Consider the following 18,284-nt stretch of genomic DNA (forward strand, 5'->3'; position numbering starts at 1 on the left):
CCCCGACAGAGTTGAGTAAAGGGAGGGTGTGCCCCTATAGCTCAGCTGGTAGAGCAACTGATTTGTAATCAGTAGGTCCGCGGTTCGAGTCCGTGTGGGGGCACCATCATTTACCGCAAATGTATCATGTTCGGTCATTGTTTTCCCTTTGCCCCCTATTTGGTCCTGTTTTGGAAAGGCGCGGGAAGTCGATGAACCATCCTTTGCCAATTCAGTTACGACGCGATTACTATTCTGAGCATGGCGACGATTCTCAAAACCGATCATGGCTGGCAGGCTCAAGTTGCGCGGCGCGTAGACGGTAAGTCCGTTCGCAAGGCCAAGACCTTCAAGACCAAACGTGAAGCGCAGGTGTGGGCGCGCGAATTTGAGGTTGGTATTGCCGCAGGAACCGCTAGCAGCGACACGATGCGACAAGTCTTTGACCGCTACGCCCTCGAACGATCCAAGGGCAAGAAAGGCGAACGCTGGGAAGTGATCCGGCTCAACAGGTTTGCCGCCGATCTGGTCAGAGGTAAGGCACTGGGGGAATACATCATTGGCGACGTGACAACCGCCGATCTGGTCGCGTGGCGTGATATGCGCTTGGGGCAGGTCCAGCCCGCCAGCGTGTCGCGGGAAATGAACCTGCTTAAACACGTCTTTGTCACTGCAACAAAGGAATGGGGCTTGTTGCAGATCAACCCAATGGCCGATGTCAAAAGACCCAAGAGGGCCAAACGGCGCACCCGGCGCGTATTTCAGGATGAAATAGATAAGCTGTCCGAGGCATTGGACCTCAATGCAAGCCCTTGGGTGACTGAAAAACAGATCACCGGGGCGATGTTCTTGTTTGCCATCGAGACGGCAATGCGATCCGGGGAAATTCGTGACATTACCAATAGGCACGTCAGCGGCAACACAGTGCATCTGCCAGAGACAAAGAACGATTTGGCCCGAGATGTTCCGCTGACCACGCGGGCGCTTGAAATTCTTGAGGCCGTCAGGGGCAACAAGACCGAACCCGATCAGCATCCATTCGATATTGACGCCGAGAGCCGCGACAGCGTTTTTCGGGCGGCGGTCAAGCGGGCCAAGATCGAAAACCTGCATTTCCACGACACCCGACACGAGGCGATCACCCGCTTGGCAAAGCGGCTGGAAATTCTCGATTTGGCGCGGATGACAGGACATAAGAACCTTAACGAATTGTTAACATATTACGAGGCTTCGGCGGACGAATTGGCCAAACGGCTCAACTCCCCCACTTCCAACGACGACACCAAATAGTGCGCACCATCCCCGCCAGATACGCGGGTGAACCGGCCTTCTTTGATCCAGTTGCGAATTGTCTTTTCACTCTTGCCGAGCCGCTCCGCCACGGTGGCGACAGGCAACCATGCTTCCGGCTTTGCGGTTGCCTTCATTGCGTCCCGCACCGCCTCGCCGATAAGGTTTCTCAGTTCTTCCGGCGCTATGACGACGACATTACTCATGATTGCTGCGCAGCCTCCAGATCAACACGGGCCGCGATCCGGGCAAGAACAGCACCGACGATTTCTGCGCTGCGATGAACGCCGCTCCAGTATGGGTGGCGCTCCTCAAACGATAGTTCGATGGGCGCCTCAAAACGGGTGCTAAAATGCTGCTCAGGGTCGCGTGGCCGGTCCTCATAAACGATTGCAGCCGCTCCGAGGTAAATCTCCGTCGAGATATACACGTTGCCCGCCTGATCAGGTTCCCGGCGGAGAAACCTCAAAAGGGCGACAAGATGTTGCTCAAACGTGTCGCGCTCTTCTTTCAAAGTCCAGCTTTTGGGGAATGTCGAAACAGACGGTTGAAGGGGCAAGCTGGCAAAGAATTTGCAGCGTTCTGCCGCGCCAGCCGCGCCCTCAGATGACATAAGCGCAATGAGAAGCCGGGCGACTTCAAGGTCGCTGACGTGATGGGCGCTCCTGCCGCGCCCACTGGAAGACGGGAGATACTCGGCTTTGCGCAGGCGCTTAACAACGTCTTCAACAACCGAGTGTTTGATGTTCAACTCTTCCGAAAGCATCTCAATTGCTTGGCCAGTGTGCATCATATCGCCCCTTTCATCTGGATGACTACCAGATGGGATTCAGTTTGTCCATACGGAATAAATCCAGATCACACCTCACCACAATCTCGCGCCGCGTTGGCCGGATTGCGCAGGATGTCGTTTGCCCGGTCCAGTGCAGCAACAGCTTTGCGCATCGCGGTTTCCATGCGTTCCGCGATGTATTTTGCGGCGGTCGGATCCCAGCCCATTTCTTTATCGCAGGCCACCAGCATCAGATCGGCAAGCGCGGACGAAAGGTGCAGCGCGTCTTCGATCCCTTCGGGATAGTCGCCGTGATCATATTCCAGATGCCGCAGGGCAAGGTTGATTGCCTCTGCCGGATCGGTAGGAAGCGACTTGCGATACTCGGCTTGGCGCTGGCGCAGTTCGCGGGCGGCAGTCACAGTTTCTTCAAAAAGTGAAGCGTCAGACAGTGCCATCCCATTGACGGCACGGTTTTCATGGATCGAGACGGGTTGAGGGGCGGTGTTCATTGCATTATCCACTTACATTTGTAATTACGTATTGCATTACATATCGCTTACTTGCCGTCAATGACGTATTTATATACGTTCGTCATTACACAACGGAGCGGCTGCATATGGTTGAAAAGAAAAAGCTACTGCAAGTTCGTGCAGATGAAGCGTTTTTGAATGAGTTGGACGATTTGATTGATCAGGTTGCCAGCTTAAAAACCCGAGCGGATGCAGTGCGTTACGCGGTTTCGATAGCGAGGCGATTCGGAACGCCGCGCGAAGCCGATCAGATCACGGTTCGGGATCATTTCTTTGATTACCTCTGGGATGCCAGAACCGAGTTTCTTAAAGGTTTGCGCGAAAATGTTGTGCTTAATCCCGGTGAAAGACTGGCGGATCATCAGAAATAAAAAGGGCGGGCTTCCGCTTGCCCGCCCTAGCGCCGCGCCCACGGGAGGTTCCCAAAAGGATAGGCGGGCCGCGCTTTGTCGGGGTTAACACACTCGCCGACTTGTGGATCACTTTGGGTCGGGATGCCCATCAGGCGATGCCCATGGCGTGATCAGCCATTCCGTTGCCGTGGCGATGCCGTGCCACGGCATTTTACCTTTCCCAATCCACCATGCGCATTGCCCCGGACACGTCAGCGGGCGGTATGCCAGCCTCTTTGGCCTCTGCCATCGTTTTGATGATTGCCGACAGGGCGCGCGCGCGTCCGCCAGCGTCAAAGGCTTGCAAGGGCCGGATGGTATCAATCGTGACCTCTGCCCCCAGCTTGGCCGAGGCTTCATCCGCCAGAAGCGCGGCAATGGGCTGCAAGGTCCAGATCGCCAGTTGTCGTTGCGCCTCTCGCACGACAGGGCCGGTTGCGGCGCGATTGAGGAATGACGGCAGGACGCCATAGGCCATGGCGATGCCCTCACGCGCCGCCGCTAGTGTTTCATCCGTCATGGACTTGGACAGATCAGGCGAAAGCTGATCCGACTTCTGGCCAATCTGGGGATTCATCCCCGCCGCCGTTGCCTGCGCCACGCCTTCGATCACAAGCGTTGAACCGCGCCGCCCTCGGAATGCGCCGCGCATGGACGCCATGTCATCGGCCCCGGTGTCGGGCAGCGGGACAATCTGAGAGCCAAGCGGGGCATTCTCAAACGTCTCACTGAGAGCCGATTCCACCGCGTGAAGCATCGCCCCGGTGAGGCTGGACCGGCGCAACGGCGCGGTGCCGATCCATGGTGTCAGGTGATCAGAGCCGATCCGCAGGTGCAGAACCTCGGCGGCAAGGGCCGTCACCGTGCGCCCGCCCCCAGCTTCGGGGATCGAGAGGCGATAAGCGCGCGGGCGTCCATCGCGGGTTGTCACGTCCCAATCGGTTGCAGGCACAAGTCCCAATTCGGTGATCAGATAGACCGCCTCGCCATTGAGCGCGACGGCGCGGGCGATCATCGCCATGTTGGCCCTTGTCAGCAGTTCGGTGCCGGTCACATCCGCCATGGCAAAGCCGCCTTCCCATAGGCTGACGCAGCTTTGCACCGTTGCCGTCAGTTCGGCCACGCCGCGCCGCCCGCTGATATAGCTATCGCGCGCCGCCATGACTTGCGCGGTGTATCCTGAGCCGCTGGACCGGGTTTCGGTCGGGCGCAACTTGTTTTTGAGCCATCCAAGCATTGTCACCTCCACCGGATCGCGGCGGGGCGGTGCGCCAGACGCTTTGCCACCTCACCAATGGGTTGCCAGTTCCGGGCTTCGATCTGTGCTTGGGGATAGGCGGGTTTCGTGACCGCGCTGATTTCGATCAGGTCCGCCGCCTTGATGGTGCGCAGGATCGCATTGCCGCGTTCCTCTACCGTCTCGCCGCCGGGGCGGACGCGAAAGCCGGGTGACAGACCGCGCACAAGGCCAGCGGCGTTGGCGGTCAGGAAGTCCCGCACATAGCTGACCTGCCCCATGTCAGCACTGATTGTCGCCTCTATGGTCAGCGCGTCGTCATTTTCGGTCAGGGTCAGAGTGCCGGCGGAACGTGACGCCAGCGGCTTGTTGAAGTCATGGCCGGACAGAAAATGCACGTCCTCGCCGCGTTCCAGCCAATCCGCAAAGGCACGGGCTGCGATCATCTCACGACGCTCACGCCCTGCGCCAATGCCTTCGGCCAGCACGGTTTCCCGACCATATGGGAAGGATGCCCGAAGGCGGGTTTCCCCGCCCTCGGTGCGCAGCTCTAGGCTGCCAATGTGAGCGCCCCAGAGCATTATGCGGCTTCCAGTTCGAGGCCGGTCAGCAGTTCAAGCTGAGCCGGGCGCGCAACGGTCACATCCATGGTTGCCAGCGCCGTGATGCGCAGACCGCCGGATTGTGCATCGCTATAGGGATCGCGGATCATGTCCACCGCGCCCCATGCACCGACAAAGATGGGCGCGACACCGCCCGCCGAGGTGGTCAGCAGCGAAGAGGTTGCAGAGGGCGTCCCAGACGGCGCGGCAAGCGCGTTGTTCGTCATGGCGATGTTGGCCGAGGGCAGGTTTTTCACCAGCCGGTCCCATTCGGAAACCGCCGTGCCGCTGATCAACACACTGTCCAGATAGTCCCAAAGTTCGGGCCGGATCAGCGCCCGCACCGCATCCGGCGAACCGGCGGCATTGGCGGTCATGAAGCGGGTGACGGCAGAGCGGAATGCGCCCCAGCTTGCCAGTGCATCCACCGCCGTGGACGTGATGCCGTAGGTCGCTGCCCCGGTGATCACGCCAAGCGGCTGACCATTGGCCCCGGTGCCGAGGAATGCAGCCTGATCCATGGCCGCGCCCATTGCGCCGTTCATGTCACGCCGCACCGCCTGTTCAAGCGCTGCCCCGGACTGCTTGAGCGCCTTGCGGGTGATCCGCATCTGAATGCCAAGGTTGTGATCCGGTGCCATGGCGCGGTCAGTGGTGGCGTAGGTGGTCGGACCTGCCACGTTTGCCGTCTCGCCATCTGCCCAGCCCGCCGTGACGGCCGAGGTCGTCACCGGCCATTCCACCGCGCCAGCGTCGATGCTGATCATCTGCGCCCCCATGCGCGCCGCCACACTGTCCGGGAACAACCGGTCGATGATGGGGCGGGTCTGGATCTGGTTCGGTGTGCCGCCCGCGACGGTTTCACCTGCCCGGACTTCGAGGGCCTGCCACGGAACCGGGATGCCACGGAAACCGCCTGCGCTGCGCAGTTCGGTCACGATTTCCGCCGTTTGCCCGTCAAGCTGACGCCCTTCGTCCAGGGCAAGCGCGACCTGGCGCATCTCGAAACCGGCCATGAGTTCGGCCCATTCCTGCGCAGAGCGGGTTTCCAGTTCGTCGCCAGCATCGCGGCGTTCGGTGTCCTCGGCAATCAGGGCGGCGCGGTAACGGGTTTCGTTGGAACGGTATTCCCGATCCAGTTCATCCATCTTGCGCACTTCGTCCTCGGACGGGGTTTCCTTGCCCGCCAGTTCGGCGAGGTTCTGGCGGATTTCGCTTTGCCGCCGGGCGATCTTCACTGATTCGAGCATGGTTATCCTTTCTGCTCAACAGGGGTGGTATCGGGCCGCGCAAGCGACTCGACTGCTTGCCGCCAATCTCGGCGGTCCTCTCGGGGCGGGGGATGCCCGCACTCGATCCTTGTTTTTCGGGTGTGGCAACCGGGGCAAAGCGCCTGAAGGTTGCGCGGCTCATAGGACAGTTCGGGATGCGTCCTGACCGGCTTGATGTGATCCACTTCCAAGCGCCCGCCGCAGCCGCAGGACTTGCAGCGGTATCCGTCGCGTTCGAGGATTTCAGCCCGCAGCGCCTTCCAGCGTTTCGTTCGGGTGACTTTTCGGGAATGCCGGTGATGCTCTTTGCGGACGCTCATGGCACGTCATCCGATTTGGCGGTAATTTCGAGAAATGCGCGGTTGTCTGGGACTTCCTTGATGCCGTCGATCTCGAAAGTGATTCCGTCATGCACAAGGCGGTCATACCGGGCGATGCTGCGCCCAAACGCCGTGGCGCGGATGATGAAACGGGTCACAAGCCGATTGTCCCAATGCGCCGCGCTGACGCGCTCTGCATCTGACACGTCGCGCCGCCGCGCGAAGATCGGGACGCCAAAATCGGCCCAATCTTGCACCCAGTTTCCGTATCCATCCGGGGTTGATGTTGCCCGCTGGATTTGAATCCGGCGGCTGAGATTTCCGGCGTTCAAAACCATTGCATTCTCGCTTTCGTCTGGGGTTGAGCCGCCACGCGCGCGCCTTGTGCGACGGCCAGCACCGACGCGGCGGCGGCGTCGATCCGGCCCGTGCTGCGCGCCTTGGCGATCTTGATGTTGTTGGCGGGGTCTCTGAGGCAGACGGTATCGGCGAAGGCAGAGCGCAAAAGCAGGGACGGCTTGGCCTTCACCTGCCCGTCAAAGGCGGCACGGCGGAACCGCTCTGCATCTTCGCCACCATCACGGAAGCCCTGACCACGCCAGACCAGCGGCGCGCGGATCCCGGCGCGGGCAATGGCTTCGCCCAATTCAGCCTGCTTGTAGCGGTCCATGGTCAGGGCAAGGATCGGCTGATCCTCAACATGGCGCATGACTTCGACCAGCCACGGGGCAACCGGCACCGTCTTATCGCCGAGGACGCTCAGTTCGCCGCGCTCTTGCATCTCGACATACCGGCCCGCCACGCCATCGGTCTGCCCCCGGTCCAGCAGGTTCGGCATGGAGGGGAAAGTGCCGAGGCATTCGAGACGGCCAGTCGCAGGCCAGTAGAACGCCGCCGCCGTCATGGATGCAGAGCCGCCAAGGTCGATCCCGATCACACAACCACCCTCACGCGGCGGCAGGCTATTGGTTTCGCAGCTAAGCCATTCGTCCAGCGTGATCAGCATGTCGCGGGCTTCACCGGACACGCGCTCATTGCGGTTGTAGAGGCGGAAGGATGTGAGGCTTGATCCGCCCCGCGCAATCGCCCGTTTTGCTTGCGCTTCCAGCCATTCCAGCGATCCGCCGATTCCATGCGGCGCGCCGGGGTTGGCGATCAGCAGGCTTTCGGGGTCATCGGCAGGCAAGCCCGGCGCGGGTCGATGCTCTTGAACGTAGGTGCCGGGCAGAGGGTCGTCTATCCACCGGGAAAAGGGGTGCGTGTCGTCGCTGGCGGATGTGCTGATCAGGAAGGCGCGGCCATCGCGCTTGCCCAGACCGGACAACAGCGCGTGTTCCAGTTCGTCGCCCCGGTCCAGCGCCCAGTGACCGCGTTCGTCCAAGATTGCCATTGTTGGAGCGCCGCCGAGGGCGGACTTGCCATCTGCCGCGATCACGCGCAGCACATGCCCGCCGCCATCGCCCTCAAACTCGATTTCGAGGCGTGGGGCGCGGCGGTAAATCAGACGGCGTTGCAGTTCGAGGGGAAGGGTCGCAGCAAAACCGGCGACAAAATCCCAGATGATCCGGCCCTGATCCCGCGTCCGGGCGGCTGCGATGATTTCGCGCCGGGGCTGGCGATCCCAAACGCCGATCAGACCGCCGAGGGCAAGGCCAGCCGTGATCGCGGATTTGCCGTTGCCGCGCCCGATGCTGAGAATGGCGTTGGCGGTGTCGTCTGCCATCGCCCCAGTGATGAATTTGCTCTGGAAAGGGGCGAGGGAAACCGGCTTTCCGGCGTTCGGGCCTTCCGGGATGCGAAGTCCATGCATGAATTGCATAGCTCGTTCGGCAGGCGTTCCCTCAGCATCCTGCGCGAAAAGAGAAAACTCCCATCCACGGTTCCCCGCATGGACAGATGTTGCGGCATTGGGACCAGTTTCGGGATCGGCTTTGATGCCATCGAACAGATCGGCGCGCGCGGCCTCACGGTCGGACTCCAACAGCGAACCGTCTGCTTTCCTCCACTCTCTTTTTTTCGTTGCCGCGTCTGACATTGTTTCCTCGTTTCGCGCGTAGCGCTTTGTTCAATCGTTGTGCTCTTGTCCCTCTGCTCGATGGTGAGGGTCGGAGCGAAGGGCATAGGACGACTGCCCACAGCGCGCGGCTGCGGCAGTCCCTAAGCCCTCTGCGTGAAGTCACCTGCTCGCCGGAGCCGGGCCATCGCTTGGGCCTGATCAGTCGTGCGTTCCCGCTGATCAGTCGGTTGCTGCTTGCGACACCATGAACGCGGTGCCGGGGATCGGGCCTCAACCTTTCGGACTGCCCTTTGCCTTTGATCCCGCCCGTGGTAGGCTGACCGATGTGGAGCCACCGTTGCTAACCCGTTCCACTACATCGGCCCTGCGTCTGGGGTGGCGCGCAGGGTCGCCGCTTTCGCTACCTCTCAATCAGTTCAAGTTCGTCATCCGGCGCGGTCGCCAGATCGTTGATCATGCGGCGCATGATGTGCGCCTGCTTGGGGGATGGACGCCAAGACTGGCGTTTGCCGTGGCGGGCGATGGACTTAGCAAAGCCCTGCGCCCATTCATCGCCATCGCGCATGGCGCGGCGCATCACGCGCGGCCAATGCAGTGTCAGGATTTCGTCCAGTTCCAGATCGGTCATGCCTGCACCCCGCGATACCGCGCGCCCACGCGGGCCATATGCGGCGATGTGGTGAGGCTCTTGGCGTCTATCGGGGATCGCCCGTCATAGTGCAGTGCAGCCTGATCCATGAGGGCCTGAGACAAGTCAGCCGGTATGTCCGATGCCGCCGCTCCAAAGCCCGCCTGATACTCGATCACGATATGGCTGGGGGCGAGGGTGAAATACGACGACTGCCAGCGGATGTGCGGGCGGTTGCCGCCCACAAAGTCAAAGTCGGTGAAGGCCGAACCGTTGATGGTGACGGTCGGAGTGTCAGCGTCCGCAACCGGGCCGATGGGCAGATCAATCCCGCTGCCATTGCTCAGATCAAAGATGGTGACGCGGATGGTCTGGGTCAGCAGCGCGATCTGGGCAAACTGTTCCAGTTCCGCCGCCGCCGTCAGGCCGATGTTGGTGATCGCGCCATCCTCGGAATCATCGGGCGCGCGGATGTGCAGTTTCAGGTTTTCCAGATCGAAGGGCAGTGCAGCCCCAGACGGAATGCGTTGGGTCAGCATCTTCATGTGGCAATCTCCACTTCGGAAATGTGTTTGCGGAAAGCCATCTGTTCGCGCGGCGAAAGCGCCTCGTAGTGCGCCAGCGCGTAAGCCTTGCGCTCTTTCGTGGTCGCCAACGAGGCGTGCCAGCGCGCATCTGCCAACGGACTGAGGAAAGTCGGCAGAGGGTAGTCAGCAGGTTTAAGAACGGACTCTGCGACCAGTTCGGCCTGTTCCGGCGTGTCCAGCGAACGCATTGCAGCCCACGCCAGCGCCGCGCGCTCTTCGGGCGTCATGCGGGCCATCGCCACCAGCGAAAAGCCTTCCCATGCGTCATAGCCGCCAAGGGTCAACGTGTAGCCCATCATGCGCGACATGCGCTTGTGTTCGGGCTTCATGAATTTGGACAGAGAGGAGGATTTGCGGGGCCTTTTCTTCACCCCATCGCCTGCGCCAGTTACGACTTTATTACTATCTGGCGATGTTAAGGCATTGTTTTTTCTTGTTTCGCGTGTCCGTGTGGGGGCACCATTTCACATTTTGATGTGAAATCCGCTAAAAAATCAAAAATTACAGACACTTGTGGAGTTCGATAACCATTTTGGCGGTCGTATGCCAATGGTGCCTTGAAAGCCGTTTTCAGGATGGTTTTCTTCACAAGGAGCGATCCGTTTTCATAGATATTCCAAGGGTTTGAGAGGAAGTCTCTCAATAGTTCGATAATTTCCGACAGTGTGCTCTTCGGTTTGGTGTTTTGGGATAGCTTGTCTGTCAGCAAAAGCTTGTCCTCTTCCAGCTTCGCAATCTTGGTTTCAAGCGCAGACATGACCTTTGGATTCGAGGTTTCGACCATGCGTTCGACAAGCGCATCCTGCTGCTTATCCAACTCTTTGTGCTGGCGTCTGATTTCAGCCTTTGCTTGCTTGGCCTGATCACCCCGTTGATCCCATGCGTCTTTCAACATCGATATAGCGATATCGAGCATGTTTTTGCTTGGCGTCATCGAGCGGAGAATATTCTCAAACCCATCATCAATTTTTTCAGCGCGGATGCTCTTGCGATACTCCGAACAATCACGGGTTTGACAGTTGTAGTACGGGTAACGCTTCCCCGTCGCACTGCGCGACCAATAGGCCGTCATCGGTTTGTCGCAGCAGGCACAATTGACTGATCCACGCAAAGGAAAGTCCTTGCTGATGTCAGGGCGCTTGGCGGCGATACCTTTGCTGTTTCGACGCTCTTGGATGGTTTGATAGGTCTCCAATGAGATCAAAGCTTGGTGGTGGCCTTGGCGGCGTGTGATGCCCCACTGCTCATGCTCAATGTAACCAGCATAGATCACACGGTTGAGCATGTCCGTCACCTTCTGCGCCCATTCGTTGTGCAACAAGGATACCAAATCAGCGGACTCCCGATCCAATGCTTCCTGATCTTCTCCACAGATTTGCGGAACGGGTTTGATGTCGTATCCGAGGTCAACGAACATCACGACGATAGACCAAAGGGTTTCGATCAGTTCTTGTTGCTGATCCAGCGGCATATCGCTGTCTTCCAGCATTGTGGCGTATGCCTCCCAATCAACGGAGAGGCTGGGGCGTGTGGGCGTATTATTTTTATCAGGCGGACAGGTCATGCACGTGCTCCTTTCTTCAAATTGGTTTTTGGAAAATGTCTTTCTCACGTCGCCAGATACTCGGGGCGCACAGTGAGAACAAATATAGAACATATAACCACATTTCCCTGCGGCCACGCAAGGAAAATCTCTGAATGATCCTATGCGCTTAACCTGTCCCTAGCATGGCAAGGCTGTGGCTATCTCGGGTGTTCAGGGGATGAATACGGGTGTATGAGGAGACATGTCATTTGATCCAAAGAATAAGGCCGACAAGGCGAAGCTATATCCAGTCCTCAAGGCGCTCGCTGATCTTGATCCGCGTAAAACGCCTGAACTCATCATGGATGACGCTGTGGGGTATCCCGTTGCACGAGGGCAGGATTATGTACGCAATATGCGCCGAGGCGAGATCGCCGCCACATATGCCGCGCTAATCCACCAATGGCTGCTTGAGCACTATTTCGATCTGGCCCACCGCCTTGCGCCTGAGATATTCCCTGAGACGCCTGAACAACGATGGCATTCCATCGTAAACGAGCGAGCTATCTCAGATCGTTTCCGCCTTGTGCTTGTCCCACTGACAATGGGCATCGTGGAACGCGAAAGCCAGTTGAAGCCAGCCGAGGCAACCATTCGACTGGGTCAGCGGTTTTGCTTTGAGCTGGATAGTGAAACAGATGGTCATGCCATCGCCATGCAGGGGGTAAGAGGTCATTGGCACAATATCCCGCTTGGCCCCGTTGGCGAGGTAAGTACGCCAATCCAATTAGGTCAAAACCAATTGCCCAAAATGCCCGATGGCAAACTTGATCCATTGACCGAAAACCATGATGAAGGCGTGCATGAGTTTGTACTGATCACGGCCCCGAATGATGACATCCCGACCAGCATTCAAAGCCTCAACACATGGATTGCGGACAGAGCAAACATCCTACATCGCATCACGGTTCAATTTGTGAAGTGACCACCCAAGATCTTTTTAAGGGCTTCATTGCAAGGCCATAGCTTAGCCCATTCCTGAGCACCTTGGGTTTTCAGTTCGCCATATCTTGAAGGATCGCCGAGCTTGGCAATTTCCAAATCCTTGAAGAAATCTTCGGGACTGCCAAGATCATCAGCGATAGACGCTGCGCCCGCACCCTGCCATCACAGACAGATACGGCCTGAACGAGCTGTTTGAATGCCTTCAAGCAGGTGACACACTTGTAGTCTGGAAGTTGGATCGTTTGGGGCGTTCTACCATACAATTATTGCAGATATTGAATGACCTCAGAGATCGCGGCGTCAACTTTCACGCCATCACGCAAGGCATCGACACCAACACAGCAGTCGGACAAATGATCTATGGTCAGCTTGCGGTGTTTGCTGAGTATGAACGTAATCTCATCTCTGAACGCACCAAAGCTGGCATGGCGGCAGCCAAAGCCAGAGGCGTTCACGTCGGCAGCGCATTGTCGATCTCAGCAATCAGGAGTTCGAAGATGATCCGTTTGACCAAGGCAAAAATTACAGTTCGTGGCATCGCGCGCTGGACGGACAGGAAGTCTGGGAGGGTATCGTCCAAGCTATCGACGGTCTTTATGAGGATCAAATAGCGCACCCGCGAAAGTATCTGCCAGCTAACGACCCCGGTGATGATCTACGAGAGTGGATGGCGCAGATTGCCAAAGCAACCTGGTGGTACAAAACCCTAGATCTCGATATGTCGCTAAACTCTCTCAATAGCTGGTTTTCTGGGCGCGTATCGAAAACGAATCCTGAATTGCGAGAGCAAGTCGGTGCTTGGTGGACCCGCGTCAAGTCCGCGGCAGACGAGGCAGAGCGACATTCGGCAGTCGCAATGCGGGACAATATCGCGAATGATGACCGTGAGCGGGACACAGAATGGGACAACGCTGAACCGAGTATTGGCTCTTGGGATACGTGGTGCAAGGATTTGCTCGAAGATGGGTTGTCGGTTGACGAAGTGCGCGAGCGGTTCGTTTCTGAAGGCCTACTGCATGATCAGCATCACCTGAAACTCATTGACCTGGCCGATCCGCAGTCCCCTCTGATAGACGGATATGTCCATGATATCAGCTATATTTGGACGCAGCAGGGCTGGCTCAATCCGGCTGTCATCATTGACCAGTATTCACGACGTGTTGTCGGCTGGGCAGTCAGCAATCGCATGAAGCGCGATTTGGCGATCCGGGCGTTGAAGATGGCGGTAGCATTCAGGACTCCGCCGAAAGGCTGCATCTTCCACAGCGATCGCGGCAGCCAATACTGTTCGCATGACTATCAGAAAATCCTGCGCCAGCATGGCTTCAAAGTCTCCATGAGCGGAAAAGGAAATTGTTATGACAATGCAGCCGTCGAGATGTTCTTCAAAACCAACAAGGCCGAACTGATCTGGCGACGGTCATGGGAAACACGACGGCAGGCTGAGATGGCGATCTTTGAATGCATCAACGGGTTCTATAATCCGCGCCGCCGTCACTCAGCACTGGGCTGGAAAAGCCCCGTGGCATTCGAACGGAAGCTGGCTTAAACGAGCACCTGGGGCGGCACGAAAGCGCGACAGGTCCAGTGCCTTGCCAAAGGCAAGGTCACGAGAGGGGCGCGTCCCGAGCAACTGATGCGGGGCTTCGGCTAAAAAATCCCGTTCCACCACCAACTGGCCGATCTTCGAGTGCAGCTTGTCAACGTCGGCGGCGCTCACCTGTTCTGGGGGCGAACCCCGGCGGGTAAATGCTGTCGCCATGTTCTCTATCGCTGCGCGCTTCCACGTTCCGATCTTTGTCGGATGGACGCCGTACTTCTTGGACAGCTCAGCCAACGTCATTTCTTCGCGGATCGCCTCAAGCGCAACCTTGGCCTTGAACTCGGGCGAATGGTTCTTTCTTTTCTTCATTTTGGTTCATCACTTTCGTCATACGATCCACCTTAACGACTGGCCCCAATTTCCGCGACCACCTCTCTGTAAGTAATCCGACCATCTTGCATCTCTTTGACGATCAAGAGGAATTGGGTCGCAGATTTGTGATGGGAAAACTCCGCAGGAAAAATACTCGCGGAGTTTCAGCATTTACCGACAGGGGCTGGGCCATTGGGCGCCCTTTTCATATTGCAGGCCCTTGGCGCTTGTCCTATACCGGCCTCAACGCACCTATAGCTCAGCTGGATAGAGCGCTGCCCTCCGAAGGCAGAGGTCGCACGTTCGAATCGTGCTAGGTGCACCATTTCACATTTTGTTGTGAAATCCGCTAAAAAATCAAATATTACAGACACTTGTGGAGTTCGATAACCGTTTTGGCGGTCATACGCCAATGGGACTTTGAAGGCCGTTTTTAGGATGGTTTTCTTTACAAGGAGCGATCCGTTTTCATAGATATTCCAAGGGTTTGAGAGGAAGTCTCTCAATAGTTCGATAATTTCGGACAGTGTGCTCTTGGGTTTGGTGCTTTGGGAGAGCTTGTCACTCAGCAAGAGCTTGTCGTCTTCCAGCTTTGCAATCTTGCTTTCGAGCGCAGCCATGACTTTTGGATTCGAAGCCTCGACCATGCGTTCGACAAGCGCATCTTGTTGCTTATCCAGCTCTTTGTGTTGGCGTCTAATTTCGACCTTCGCTTGCTTGGCCTGATCACCCCGTTGATCCCAAGCGTCTTTCAACATCGACATAGTAATATCGAGGATGTTTTTGCTTGGCGTCATCGCACGGAGAATACTTTCAAACCCACCATCAATCTTTTCCGCGCGGATGCTTTTGCGATACTCTGAACAATCGCGGGTCTGGCAGTTGTAATATGGGTATCGCTTCCCTGTCGCACTGGGTGACCAATAGGCCGTCATCGGCTTGTCGCAGCAGGCACAATTGACCGAACCACGCAAAGGAAAGTCCTTGCTGATGTCAGGGTGCTTGGCGGCGATGCCCTTGCTGTTTCGACGCTCTTGGATGGTCGACTGGTTCAACAACTGTCGCCTGCTGCAACCCATCAGAAACATCCCGCCAGCAGAGGCAGAGGAGAAGCTCTATGAACACTGCAACGAGTTCGATAAAGTCGCCTGAAACGGAGTAATCAGCCTTCGGGAAAAACGGGGCGGTTCACATTGTTTGCCAGTAATCTTTCCGCTCGGCCCGCTCGGTCATAGGCTGGCCGAAATTGGAACAGTCGGGATTGCCACAGGTGTTCAGCTTGTGCTCGCCGGTACCTGGATAGAGCTGTGAGAGTTTGAAATTGAATTTAGCCAAGCCTGTCATCGGAACCTCAGTTCAACCCGGTTCCGCCTTGGGTCGTTTTTTCCGACCAAAAAACAAAACCCTGCCGCGACTTGCACGACAGTGTTTGTTGTTAGTGTGTCCCGCAGCATGGAATGCGTCAGAAAGATCGACGGAGCTTTTTCGTTCATACGAACGGGATCACTTCTTGGCCGCGGCCTTTTTCTTTGGTGCAGCCTTTTTGGCGACAGCTTTCTTCTTGGCAGGCTTCTTTTTCGCCGATTTCTCAGCAATCAGCGCCACGGCCATCTCCATTGTCACGTCTTCGGGTTTCACATCGTTTGGAATGGTCGCATTGACCTTTTCCCATTTCACATAAGGCCCATAGCGCCCATCAAGGATGTTCACAGCCCCCCCGTCCTCCGGGTGTTCCCCCAGTTCCTTGAGCGGCTTGGCGGCCGCACGTCCGCGACCACGGCCCGGATTGGCGCGCTTCTCCGCGAGCATTTCGACCGCGCGGTTCATGCCGATCTCAAACACGTCCAGTGTTTCCTTGAGGTTCACGTAAACCGGTTTTTCCTCGTCGGGCAATTGGTGCGCAATGTAAGGCCCAAACCGGCCAAGGTTCGATTGGATCGCGCCCCCGTCCGGGTGCTGGCCAATGGTGCGCGGCAGGGTCAGAAGGGTCACGGCCTGTTCCAGCGTCAGCTCATTCGGACCCCAGCCGGGCAGGAACTCCTTGCCTTGTTTTGGCAGTGAGGAGCGTGGCGGTTTTTTGTTCTCGGGCGTGACTTCGCCGCGTTGAACATAGGGACCGAAACGACCGGATTTCAGGTGGATCTCATCGCCATTATCCTCGCCCAGAACCCGCTCATACCCTTCTGCCCCTTCGCCGGAAATCGGGCGGGTATAGTTGCATTCAGGGTAGTTTCCGCAGCCGACAAACCCGCCGGTGCGTGAGGTTTTCAGATGCAGTTGACCAGTGCCGCATTTGGGGCAGCTGCGCGGGTCGGAGCCGTCTTCGCGCGGCGGGTAAAGCTGCGGGGCAAGGGCCGCGTCCAGCTTGTCGAGCACTTCGGAAATGCGCAGCTCGGATGTCTCACCGATCGCAGCCGAGAAATCACGCCAGAACCGGGTCAGTACATCCTTGTAATTGGCCTCACCCGCCGAGATTTCATCCAGTTCTTCTTCCAGGTTCGCGGTAAACTCATAGCCCACATATTTGCGGAAGAAATTGACCAGGAAGATGGTCACGATCCGGCCTTTGTCCTCGGGGAACAGGCGGTTCTTGTCCTTGCGCACATATTCGCGATCCTGGATCGTGGTGATCACAGAGGCATAGGTGGACGGGCGGCCGATGCCCAGCTCTTCCATCCGTTTGACCAGTGTCGCCTCGGTATAGCGGGGCGGGGGCTGGGTGAAGTGCTGCTCAGGCGTGATCGTGCGTTTCGCAGCCGGTTCGCCCTGCATGATCTGCGGCAGGCGCTTGTCATCCTCATCGACCACCGCGTCGTCGCGGCCTTCTTCGTAGACCTTCAGGAAACCTTCAAAGACAACCACTTGCCCGGTGGCGCGCAGGCCAACCTGCCCATCGTCTGATCCGATCTCAACCGTGGTGCGTTCAAACCGGGCGCTTTCCATCTGGCTGGCGAGCGTACGTTTCCAGATCAGGTCGTAAAGCTTGCGCTGATCGGGTTCCAACCGGCCCAGATCCTCGGCCGAGACGGTCATATCGGTGGGGCGGATACATTCGTGCGCTTCCTGCGCATTCTTGGCCTTGTTCTTGTAAACGCGGGGTTTTTCCGGGGTGAATTCCCTGCCATAACGGTCGGCAATTGCATCACGCGCGGCGGTGACCGCTTCGGGCGCCATGTCGATCCCGTCGGTCCGCATATAGGTGATGTAACCCGCTTCATAAAGCCGCTGCGCGGTCGACATGGTCTGGCGCGCGCCAAAGCCGAACTTGCGGCTGGCTTCCTGTTGCAGGGTTGAGGTCATGAAGGGCGGTGACGGGTTGCGATTGGCGGGTTTGGCTTCCACCGAGCGCACGGTCAGATCGCGCGAGGAAATTGCCTGCACGGCCATTTCAGCCGCGGTTTCATTCGCAAGACTGTGTTTGTCGAGCTTGTCGCCGCCCAGAACCGTCAGCTTTGCTTCGAATTCCTGCCCGCGCGGAGTGGTGAGCGCCGCTTTCACCGACCAGTATTCACGCGCCCGGAAAGCTTCGATTTCCTGTTCGCGTTCGACGATCAGGCGCAGGCAGACCGATTGCACACGCCCCGCAGACCGCGCGCCCGGCAGTTTGCGCCACAGGACCGGCGACAGGTTGAAGCCCACAAGGTAATCCAGTGCCCGGCGGGCCAGATAGGCCTCGACCAGATCGCTGTCCACCTGACGCGGGTTGGCCATCGCATCGAGCACCGCATCCTTGGTGATCGCGTTGAAGGTCACGCGGCTGACCGGCGTGTCTTTCTTGATTGAGCGGCGCTTGCGCAGCGCCTCTTCCAGATGCCACGAAATCGCTTCCCCTTCGCGATCGGGGTCGGTTGCGAGGATCAGGGCGTTGTCTTCTTTCAGCGCCTCGGCAATGGCGCGCACATGTTTTTTCGAGTCGTTTCCGATCTCCCACACCATGTCGAACCCGTGATCCGGATCGACCGAACCGTTTTTGGCCGGCAGGTCACGCACATGGCCATAAGAGGCCAGCACCGTATAATCCTTGCCGAGATATTTATTGATGGTTTTAGCTTTGGCCGGGCTTTCGACAACAACGACGGGCATGCAATCCTCATGTAAACAAATCACACCGCTTTCGGGATGCAAGCGGGTTGGTATCTGGGGACGCTAGATGTGGCCGGAAGGGGGGCGTTGTCAATGGCACTTCTCTCTATAATAAGGTCAGCGATGTC

19 protein-coding genes, 2 tRNA genes and 4 pseudogenes are annotated in these 18,284 nt (G+C 57.9%); 8 read left to right on the forward strand and 17 right to left on the reverse strand.

Going from position 1 to position 18,284, the window contains the following annotated elements; genetic code table 11:
* Positions 1-30 precede the first annotated feature (30 nt).
* Positions 31-106 (forward strand) — tRNA-Thr (locus AKJ29_RS12770).
* 134 nt (positions 107-240) lie between these two features.
* Complete coding sequence (locus AKJ29_RS12775) at positions 241-1,269, forward strand: site-specific integrase (protein WP_055191439.1); 1,029 nt, start codon at positions 241-243, stop codon at positions 1,267-1,269.
* On the opposite strand, the gene AKJ29_RS19415 is transcribed toward AKJ29_RS12775, so the two are convergent.
* The 3 genes from AKJ29_RS19415 to AKJ29_RS12785 form a co-directional block, all read right to left on the reverse strand.
* Positions 1,200-1,475, reverse strand: coding sequence for a helix-turn-helix domain-containing protein (locus AKJ29_RS19415; RefSeq protein ID WP_139231467.1), 276 nt, complete (start codon positions 1,473-1,475; stop codon positions 1,200-1,202). The genes AKJ29_RS12775 and AKJ29_RS19415 overlap by 70 nt on opposite strands.
* Positions 1,472-2,059 (reverse strand): Rrf2 family transcriptional regulator, encoded by a 588-nt coding sequence (locus AKJ29_RS12780; protein WP_139231466.1) that lies wholly within the window; start codon positions 2,057-2,059, stop codon positions 1,472-1,474. Before AKJ29_RS12780 ends, AKJ29_RS19415 begins: the two co-directional genes overlap by 4 nt.
* A gap of 68 nt (positions 2,060-2,127) precedes the next feature.
* Entirely contained in the window at positions 2,128-2,553 is a 426-nt protein-coding gene (locus AKJ29_RS12785; RefSeq protein WP_055191443.1) for a hypothetical protein, read from the reverse strand.
* Between the two features lie 107 nt (positions 2,554-2,660).
* Here AKJ29_RS12785 and AKJ29_RS12790 point away from each other — a divergent pair, with 107 nt between their 5' ends.
* On the forward strand, positions 2,661-2,945 hold the full coding sequence (locus AKJ29_RS12790) for a hypothetical protein (RefSeq protein ID WP_055191445.1): 285 nt from the start codon (positions 2,661-2,663) through the stop codon (positions 2,943-2,945).
* A 193-nt stretch (positions 2,946-3,138) separates the two neighbouring features.
* On the opposite strand, the gene AKJ29_RS12795 is transcribed toward AKJ29_RS12790, so the two are convergent.
* The 10 genes from AKJ29_RS12795 to AKJ29_RS12840 all read right to left on the reverse strand — a co-directional run bounded on the left by AKJ29_RS12795 (position 3,139) and on the right by AKJ29_RS12840 (position 11,192).
* The gene (locus AKJ29_RS12795; protein ID WP_055191448.1) at positions 3,139-4,203 is read right to left on the reverse strand and encodes a phage portal protein; all 1,065 of its coding nucleotides are present in this window, start codon (positions 4,201-4,203) and stop codon (positions 3,139-3,141) included.
* A 2-nt stretch (positions 4,204-4,205) separates the two neighbouring features.
* A complete protein-coding gene (locus tag AKJ29_RS12800; protein WP_055191450.1) occupies positions 4,206-4,784 on the reverse strand; it encodes an HK97 family phage prohead protease in 579 nt (192 codons plus the stop codon).
* Positions 4,784-6,055: a phage major capsid protein gene (locus tag AKJ29_RS12805; RefSeq protein ID WP_055191452.1), complete on the reverse strand. Its 1,272-nt coding sequence runs from the start codon at positions 6,053-6,055 to the stop codon at positions 4,784-4,786. Before AKJ29_RS12805 ends, AKJ29_RS12800 begins: the two co-directional genes overlap by 1 nt.
* Positions 6,056-6,057: 2 nt before the next feature.
* Complete coding sequence (locus tag AKJ29_RS12810) at positions 6,058-6,396, reverse strand: HNH endonuclease (protein WP_055191454.1); 339 nt, start codon at positions 6,394-6,396, stop codon at positions 6,058-6,060.
* Positions 6,393-6,734 carry a head-tail adaptor protein gene (locus AKJ29_RS12815; protein WP_055191456.1) on the reverse strand — a complete coding sequence of 114 codons (342 nt, stop codon included), beginning with the start codon at positions 6,732-6,734 and terminating at the stop codon, positions 6,393-6,395. Before AKJ29_RS12815 ends, AKJ29_RS12810 begins: the two co-directional genes overlap by 4 nt.
* The gene (locus AKJ29_RS12820; RefSeq protein ID WP_314732203.1) at positions 6,725-8,377 is read right to left on the reverse strand and encodes a terminase TerL endonuclease subunit; all 1,653 of its coding nucleotides are present in this window, start codon (positions 8,375-8,377) and stop codon (positions 6,725-6,727) included. Before AKJ29_RS12820 ends, AKJ29_RS12815 begins: the two co-directional genes overlap by 10 nt.
* Before the next feature lie 436 nt (positions 8,378-8,813).
* Entirely contained in the window at positions 8,814-9,041 is a 228-nt protein-coding gene (locus AKJ29_RS12825; protein WP_055191458.1) for a hypothetical protein, read from the reverse strand.
* Entirely contained in the window at positions 9,038-9,586 is a 549-nt protein-coding gene (locus tag AKJ29_RS12830; protein ID WP_055191460.1) for a head-tail connector protein, read from the reverse strand. The genes AKJ29_RS12825 and AKJ29_RS12830 overlap by 4 nt, the downstream gene beginning before the upstream one ends.
* Positions 9,583-9,957, reverse strand: coding sequence for a hypothetical protein (locus tag AKJ29_RS12835; RefSeq protein ID WP_055191462.1), 375 nt, complete (start codon positions 9,955-9,957; stop codon positions 9,583-9,585). Before AKJ29_RS12835 ends, AKJ29_RS12830 begins: the two co-directional genes overlap by 4 nt.
* Positions 9,958-10,043: 86 nt before the next feature.
* Positions 10,044-11,192, reverse strand: coding sequence for a recombinase zinc ribbon domain-containing protein (locus tag AKJ29_RS12840; RefSeq protein ID WP_055191464.1), 1,149 nt, complete (start codon positions 11,190-11,192; stop codon positions 10,044-10,046).
* A gap of 223 nt (positions 11,193-11,415) precedes the next feature.
* On the opposite strand from AKJ29_RS12840, the gene AKJ29_RS12845 reads away from it, so the two are divergent.
* Both AKJ29_RS12845 and AKJ29_RS20615 read left to right on the forward strand, forming a co-directional pair.
* Positions 11,416-12,138, forward strand: coding sequence for a hypothetical protein (locus AKJ29_RS12845; protein WP_055191466.1), 723 nt, complete (start codon positions 11,416-11,418; stop codon positions 12,136-12,138).
* Between the two features lie 208 nt (positions 12,139-12,346).
* A pseudogene (locus AKJ29_RS20615) lies at positions 12,347-12,550 on the forward strand (recombinase family protein); the annotation flags it as partial.
* A gap of 59 nt (positions 12,551-12,609) precedes the next feature.
* Here AKJ29_RS20615 and AKJ29_RS20340 read toward each other — a convergent pair.
* A complete protein-coding gene (locus tag AKJ29_RS20340; RefSeq protein WP_261172608.1) occupies positions 12,610-12,738 on the reverse strand; it encodes a hypothetical protein in 129 nt (42 codons plus the stop codon).
* A gap of 507 nt (positions 12,739-13,245) precedes the next feature.
* Here AKJ29_RS20340 and AKJ29_RS12855 point away from each other — a divergent pair.
* Positions 13,246-13,707: pseudogene (locus AKJ29_RS12855) on the forward strand (IS3 family transposase); the annotation flags it as partial.
* 105 nt (positions 13,708-13,812) lie between these two features.
* Here AKJ29_RS12855 and AKJ29_RS20135 read toward each other — a convergent pair.
* Positions 13,813-14,070: pseudogene (locus AKJ29_RS20135) on the reverse strand (transposase); the annotation flags it as partial.
* Positions 14,071-14,321: 251 nt separating this feature from the next.
* On the opposite strand from AKJ29_RS20135, the gene AKJ29_RS12865 reads away from it, so the two are divergent.
* Together AKJ29_RS12865 and AKJ29_RS18470 are read left to right on the forward strand one after the other, a co-directional pair.
* Positions 14,322-14,398, forward strand: a tRNA-Arg gene (locus AKJ29_RS12865).
* A gap of 223 nt (positions 14,399-14,621) precedes the next feature.
* Positions 14,622-14,936, forward strand: a complete 315-nt coding sequence (locus AKJ29_RS18470; protein ID WP_063139433.1) for a hypothetical protein — start codon at positions 14,622-14,624, stop codon at positions 14,934-14,936.
* A 15-nt stretch (positions 14,937-14,951) separates the two neighbouring features.
* On the opposite strand, the pseudogene AKJ29_RS20620 reads toward AKJ29_RS18470, so the two are convergent.
* Positions 14,952-15,161, reverse strand: a pseudogene (locus AKJ29_RS20620) (zinc ribbon domain-containing protein); the annotation flags it as partial.
* Positions 15,162-15,576: 415 nt separating this feature from the next.
* Complete coding sequence (gene topA / locus AKJ29_RS12875) at positions 15,577-18,156, reverse strand: type I DNA topoisomerase (protein ID WP_055191470.1); 2,580 nt, start codon at positions 18,154-18,156, stop codon at positions 15,577-15,579.
* Positions 18,157-18,284 lie beyond the last annotated feature (128 nt).

The sequence above is a fragment of the Aliiroseovarius crassostreae genome (assembly GCF_001307765.1).
In the GTDB taxonomy this organism is placed as follows: Bacteria; Pseudomonadota; Alphaproteobacteria; order Rhodobacterales; family Rhodobacteraceae; genus Aliiroseovarius; species Aliiroseovarius crassostreae.